This window comes from Kitasatospora mediocidica KCTC 9733, assembly GCF_000744225.1.
Classification (GTDB): Bacteria; Actinomycetota; Actinomycetes; order Streptomycetales; family Streptomycetaceae; genus Kitasatospora; species Kitasatospora mediocidica.
The window spans coordinates 303,740-309,937 of record NZ_JQLN01000002.1 but is presented as its reverse complement, the minus strand read 5'-3'; the positions used below and the strand labels follow the sequence as shown (position 1 = coordinate 309,937).

Annotated in this window: 4 protein-coding genes and 2 rRNA genes; 1 reads left to right on the top strand and 5 read right to left on the bottom strand. The window is 68.1% G+C overall.

The genetic code is table 11. The annotated features are described in order from the left end of the window. The 4 genes from BS80_RS05480 to BS80_RS05465 all read right to left on the bottom strand — a co-directional run. A 23S ribosomal RNA gene (locus tag BS80_RS05480) occupies window positions 1-199 on the bottom strand; the annotation flags it as partial. Window positions 200-481: 282 nt separating this feature from the next. Continuing rightward, window positions 482-2,003, bottom strand: a 16S ribosomal RNA gene (locus BS80_RS05475). 622 nt (window positions 2,004-2,625) lie between these two features. Then, window positions 2,626-3,312, bottom strand: a complete 687-nt coding sequence (locus BS80_RS05470) for a nucleoside/nucleotide kinase family protein (protein WP_051966089.1) — start codon at window positions 3,310-3,312, stop codon at window positions 2,626-2,628. 13 nt (window positions 3,313-3,325) lie between these two features. Beyond that, a complete protein-coding gene (locus BS80_RS05465) occupies window positions 3,326-4,321 on the bottom strand; it encodes a S66 peptidase family protein (protein ID WP_051966087.1) in 996 nt (331 codons plus the stop codon). A gap of 330 nt (window positions 4,322-4,651) precedes the next feature. Here BS80_RS05465 and BS80_RS05460 point away from each other — a divergent pair, with 330 nt between their 5' ends. Next, complete coding sequence (locus tag BS80_RS05460) at window positions 4,652-5,617, top strand: hypothetical protein (protein ID WP_035793759.1); 966 nt, start codon at window positions 4,652-4,654, stop codon at window positions 5,615-5,617. 28 nt (window positions 5,618-5,645) lie between these two features. Here the strand turns inward: BS80_RS05460 and BS80_RS05455 are convergent, their stop codons facing one another. Then, window positions 5,646-6,155: an NUDIX hydrolase gene (locus BS80_RS05455; RefSeq protein WP_035793987.1), complete on the bottom strand. Its 510-nt coding sequence runs from the start codon at window positions 6,153-6,155 to the stop codon at window positions 5,646-5,648. Between the last annotated feature and the right edge of the window lie 43 nt (window positions 6,156-6,198).

Below are 6,198 nucleotides of genomic sequence, written 5' to 3'. Positions count from 1 at the left end.
TTCACTTCCCCTCGTTCCCTCCACATACCCTATGTGTTCAGGTATGGGTGACAGCCCATGACGACTGCCGGGTTTCCCCATTCGGAAACCCCCGGATCAAAGCCTGGTTGACGGCTCCCCGGGGACTATCGTGGCCTCCCACGTCCTTCATCGGTTCCTAGTGCCAAGGCATCCACCGTGCGCCCTTAAAAACTTGGCCACAGATGCTCGCGTCCACTGTGCAGTTCTCAAACAACGACCAGACACCCACCTACACAACCCCAAGAATGAGGCAATGTCCGTGGGACCGGCTCCAGAGGTACCAGCCATACGGCCGTTCCCTCAGGACCCAACAACGTGCCCGACACACCCGACCTCCACCGCGTTCCACGCCCCGAAGGACAGTACTAACGACTTCAACCGTGTGTGCCGAATAGTCAACGTTCCACCCATGAGCAACCAACCCGGGACATTCGCCCAGGTCTGGCTATGTGCTCCTTAGAAAGGAGGTGATCCAGCCGCACCTTCCGGTACGGCTACCTTGTTACGACTTCGTCCCAATCGCTGGTCCCACCTTCGACGGCTCCTCCCCTTACGGGTTAGGCCACCGGCTTCGGGTGTTACCGACTTTCGTGACGTGACGGGCGGTGTGTACAAGGCCCGGGAACGTATTCACCGCAGCATGCTGATCTGCGATTACTAGCAACTCCAACTTCATGGGGTCGAGTTGCAGACCCCAATCCGAACTGAGGCCGGCTTTTTGGGATTCGCTCCGCCTCGCGGCATCGCAGCCCTTTGTACCGACCATTGTAGCACGTGTGCAGCCCAAGACATAAGGGGCATGATGATTTGACGTCGTCCCCACCTTCCTCCGAGTTGACCCCGGCAGTCTCCTGTGAGTCCCCATCACCCCGAAAGGCATGCTGGCAACACAGAACAAGGGTTGCGCTCGTTGCGGGACTTAACCCAACATCTCACGACACGAGCTGACGACAACCATGCACCACCTGTATACCGACCACAAGGGGGCGACCATCTCTGGCCGTTTCCGGTATATGTCAAGCCTTGGTAAGGTTCTTCGCGTTGCGTCGAATTAAGCCACATGCTCCGCTGCTTGTGCGGGCCCCCGTCAATTCCTTTGAGTTTTAGCCTTGCGGCCGTACTCCCCAGGCGGGGAACTTAATGCGTTAGCTGCGGCACCGACGACGTGGAATGTCGCCAACACCTAGTTCCCACCGTTTACGGCGTGGACTACCAGGGTATCTAATCCTGTTCGCTCCCCACGCTTTCGCTCCTCAGCGTCAGTAATGGCCCAGAGATCCGCCTTCGCCACCGGTGTTCCTCCTGATATCTGCGCATTTCACCGCTACACCAGGAATTCCGATCTCCCCTACCACACTCTAGCCTGCCCGTATCGAATGCAGACCCGGGGTTAAGCCCCGGGCTTTCACATCCGACGTGACAAGCCGCCTACGAGCTCTTTACGCCCAATAATTCCGGACAACGCTCGCACCCTACGTATTACCGCGGCTGCTGGCACGTAGTTAGCCGGTGCTTCTTCTGCAGGTACCGTCACTTGCGCTTCTTCCCTGCTGAAAGAGGTTTACGACCCGAAGGCCTTCATCCCTCACGCGGCGTCGCTGCATCAGGCTTTCGCCCATTGTGCAATATTCCCCACTGCTGCCTCCCGTAGGAGTCTGGGCCGTGTCTCAGTCCCAGTGTGGCCGGTCGCCCTCTCAGGCCGGCTACCCGTCGTCGCCTTGGTAGGCCATTACCCCACCAACAAGCTGATAGGCCGCGGGATCATCCTGCACCGCCGGAGCTTTCCACCCATCCCCATGCGAGGACAGGTCATATCCGGTATTAGACCTCGTTTCCAAGGCTTGTCCCAGAGTGCAGGGCAGATTTCCCACGTGTTACTCACCCGTTCGCCACTAATCCACCCGAAGGCTTCATCGTTCGACTTGCATGTGTTAAGCACGCCGCCAGCGTTCGTCCTGAGCCAGGATCAAACTCTCCGTGAATGTCTGCCCGTAATCGGGCTCAACACCCGCGTTGAGCGGCACGACAACCACCGGAATAGGGCGGTCACGTGCACTGCGTCCTCGCTGTGTCTTACTTCAAAAGGAATCTCCAACCCCGATCAGAGACCGAGGCCGGGGATGTCAACATATCTGGCGTTGACTTTTGGCACGCTGTTGAGTTCTCAAGGAACGGACACTGTCTTCAAGCCGCTCTCGCAAGCTCTCCGAGTATTCGTTTCAATATTACTGTATTCAGTACTGCGTTTCGTTCTGCATTCAGCTTATCAGATCCGCCGTTCGGCGTTTCCCACTCGCTTTCCTGCCGCAGTGCCTCCGACCTTAGCAGGTCTTCCGCACCACTTGGCCTCAAGTGCCCTTCGCCGTAACCGACCTGACGGCCTGTCCGACGTGTTGAACTTTAGCCCAGCCCCGCCCCGAAAGGCGAATCCGACCCCACTCACCTCAATACCGGCACAGCGCAGCAGGGCTTTCTGCGACAGAGCGCGCAGAAAGCTGATTGTCTTACTGAGAAATGGTGTTTCAGGAGAGTGGCCGCCCCGGGACCGTCCGCGCCGATGCGTGTCCGGTGCTCCCTGCCGAGCGACTAGGAAACACTACGTCCTCAGATCCCCCGGGGCAACTCGGCCACCCGCAGCACCCGGGTGCACCGGGAGCGGCTCAGCTTCACGTACTCACCGTTCGGCCGGTCGTTGCTCTCCACCCACGCCTGTGCGCCCAGGCTGTCGCGGCCTCCGGCCAGCTGGCGGCGGACCAGGCGGTCGGCGCGGAGTGCGTCGTCCGTCTCCAGGTACCAGAGCTCGTGCAGCTGGGCGCGGGCCCGGGACCAGGCGGGTTCGTCGGCGGCGAGGTAGTTGCCCTCGGTCACGATCAGTCGGGTGCTCGGCGCCACGACATGGCGGGCGGCCACCGGCTCGTCGAGCTCGCGGTCGAAGTCGGGGACGTAGACCTCGTGGAACCGGTCGGCGGCGAGGCGGGCGAGCAGCGCGGCGTAGCCGAGAGCGTCGAAGCTCGGCGGTGAGCCCTTGCGGGCGCGCAGGCCGAGCCGGTCGAGTTGTGCGTTGGAGAGGTGGAAGCCGTCCATCGGCACGTACGCGGCGCTCCCCGGGCCGGCCGCGCGCTCCACCTCGTTCACCAGATAGCGCGCGAGCGAGGACTTGCCCGCGCCGGGCGGGCCGGTGAGGCCCAGCATCGTCCGGCCGCCGGGGCGTGCCGTGCGCAGCGTTTCCAGGAGCTCGGCCGCCAGTACGGCCGGCTGCTGCTCGGCCAGGTCCTCCGGATGCGCAGTCATCCGCGCACCCTACTCACTCCGCCGGGGCCGATACGTCGAGCAGGGCGGGGACGTCCAGGGTGAGTGTGCCGGCGTCCGCGTCCAGGAGGGCGGGCACGCCGAGCGGGACGGTCAGGGTGGAGCCGGCGTGGCCGAAGCCCAGCTCCCAGAGCACCGGGACGCCGAGCGGTCCGAGGCGGGCGAGCATCACCTCTCGGACGAATTCAGGCGGTCCGCACCCCTCCCAGGAGCCCAGCGCCACGCCGTTCACTCCGTCGAGGGCGCCGGAGCGCACCAGCTGGGTGAGGATCCGGTCGAGTTGGTACGGGTGCTCGTTGACGTCCTCCAGCAGCAGGATCGTGCCCGCGAACGACGGGCGGGCGCCGGGGGTCCCCCGTTCCACCGCCAGGACGGCGGCGCAGCCACCCGCCGTGACGCCCCGCGCGCGGCCGGGGACCAGCGGGCCCGCGTCGGGGCCGGTCAGCGTCAGGACGGAGGCTGGGTCGAAGAGGGTGCGGCGCAGGTGTTCGGCGGTCGGTCCGTCCCCGACGAAGGAGGCGCCGGCGCCCATCGGGCCGTACAGCGTGACCAGGCCGAGGCGCTGCGCGACCGTCTCGTGCAGCACGGTGGCGTCGCTGAAGCCGATCAGCACCTTGGGTGGCACGGCCCGCAGAGCGTCCCAGTCCAGCAGGTCGACCACGCGCTGACTGCCGTAGCCGCCCCGGGCGCAGAGGACGGCGGCGATGCCGGGGTCCAGCCAGGCGTCGCGGAAGTCGGCGGCCCGGTCCGCGTCGGTGCCGGCGAAGTGGCCGAGCGTCGGATGGGTGTCGAGGACATGCGCGCCGACCACGGGCTCCAGGCCCCAGGAGCGGAGGATCGCGCAGCCCGCTTCGAGCCGTCCGGGGTCGATCGGGCCGCTCGGGGCGACCAGCGCCACCCTGTCGCCCGGGGCCAGGCGCCGGGGTCGGGTCAGTCCGCCGTCGGCGGGCCGCGAGGAGGCGGAGGGGAGGGGGCTGGGCGGCGCCGCCATGCCGTCGTCCTTCCTGGGAGGGATCCCCGGGAGCGCGGGGTGAGGGTGGGGGGGTACGAGGTCGTCCGAACGAGCGTATGCGGTCGCGCCGGACCCGCACCGACCGCCCGGGCCGCAGCGCACCGCAGCGGCGCGGGCCGGGAAGTCGACCCCGGGTGGGGGCATCGGATCTGCTGCTTCCGTTCTACCCAGCGGGAGTTGACGTCAACAGCGGGCACCGGGGGTGGTTCGCGGACCGGCGCCCGGCGTGGCAGTGCACCGCTCGACCATGGACGTTCACCCGCCGATACGGCAGGATCGGGCGGACTGTAGCCCGGAGGACCCGCACCGATGACCTCGCCGTTCATACCGATGGACGCCCCGAACCCGCCGCCGTCCGATCCGGCCGCCCCGGGCGCTTCCGGTCTTTCGCATGCCTCCGCGCCTGCTGCCGTCGTTCAGCAGGCCCCCGAGCCGGCCGTGGACCCGGGGGCGGTGACCACCGCGCGGCTGCGGGCCGGGCTCGCCTCACGGCTGAGGTCGGCCTACGAACAGGGCGCCCGGCTGGACGATCTGGCTGCGGCCTGCCACCAACCGGTCGCCGAGGTACGCGAGTTGCTCCAGCTGGCCGGGGTCGACCCGGACCTGCCCGGCGCCTCGTCCGGTATCGACGCGCTGATCCCGGCTCAACGGGAGAGCACCGCGGAGTCGTTGGGCTTCGGGGAGCTGCCGGACGGCCCGGAGGGCTTCGGCGGGCGTCCGCGTCCTCGGGTGCGCCGGCCCGCGCCGCCGCGCCGGCCCGGGCGGGTTGCCCGGGGCGCGGCGGACGAGGCGGACGGCTCGGAGAGCGGCGCGTCGGCCGCGTCCGACCGACCGGACGCGCCGGAGCGGCTCGCAGAAGGCTCTGCGGAAAAGTCCGCGGAGAGCGTCGGCACGCCCGTCGTTCCCGCGCCGGAGCCGGACGACGAGCAGCCGCCCACCGCGGTGGCCCGGATGGGGATCCTGATCGGGAGCGCCCAGCGCGCGCCCGAACCGCCGGTCCGGGCCGGTGACCAGCGCCGCCGGCGCGTCGCCGCCCAGGTGATCAAGGTCGGCTCGGGCACCACGCTGGCCGTCCTGCCGTCCTGGCGCAGTTCCATAGCGGTCTCGGTGCCGACCGAACTGCTGCTGGAGGCCACCGGGTTGACCCGCCAGGAGCTGCCGGAGGCCGAGTTGACCGTGCTGATCAACATGGACGCCCTGCACGACCGGGAGTTGCGGATGCGCGACTGGCAGGTCGCCCCGGCGGCGGACGGTCCCCGGCGGACCCGCGACTGACCCGCGACTGACCCGCCCCCGGGTGCGCTCAGCGGCGCCGCGGCACGTTGGGCAAGTACCCCAGGTCGACCGGCGCGACTCCCGGGCGGCCGTCGGCCCAGGCCGTCCGGACCGGGGCGAGCAGCTGCGGCAGCGTCGGCGGCCAGAGCGGCTCGGCCGCGCTGTCGGCGAGCTCCTGCGGCGTCCACCAGCGCCAGCCGAGGATCCCGTCGAGCTGGTGGGCCGCGCGGAGGTCGCCGAGCGGTTCGCGGTGCGGGCCCCGGCTGAGGTAGATGTGCTCGGACTGCCGGACCGGCGTGCCGTGCCAGGTGAAGTCGTGCTCCCAGGTGCAGAGCAGCGCATCGACCGGGATGTCGGTCCAGCCCGTCTCCTCGCGCAGTTCGCGCCGTGCGGCGGCCGACGGGGTCTCGCCGGGGTCGAGTCCGCCGCCCGGCGGCATCCAGTGCACGCCGACCTCGACGTTGTCCGAGCGGACCAGGAAGACCGCACCCTCCGGGTCGACCACCACAGTTCGGGCTGCCTGTCTGAGAGTTCGCATCGGAGCATTCTGGCAGCCCGGGACGGCGGCGTCGATCGACGCG

Bases quoted from the DNA above. Each gene is read 5' to 3' on its own strand.
- BS80_RS05470 (WP_051966089.1), bottom strand. From the start codon at position 3,312: ATGACTGCGCATCCGGAGGACCTGGCCGAGCAGCAGCCGGCCGTACTG.
- BS80_RS05465 (WP_051966087.1), bottom strand. From the start codon at position 4,321: ATGGCGGCGCCGCCCAGCCCCCTCCCCTCCGCCTCCTCGCGGCCCGCC.
- BS80_RS05460 (WP_035793759.1), top strand. From the start codon at position 4,652: ATGACCTCGCCGTTCATACCGATGGACGCCCCGAACCCGCCGCCGTCC.
- BS80_RS05455 (WP_035793987.1), bottom strand. From the start codon at position 6,155: ATGCGAACTCTCAGACAGGCAGCCCGAACTGTGGTGGTCGACCCGGAG.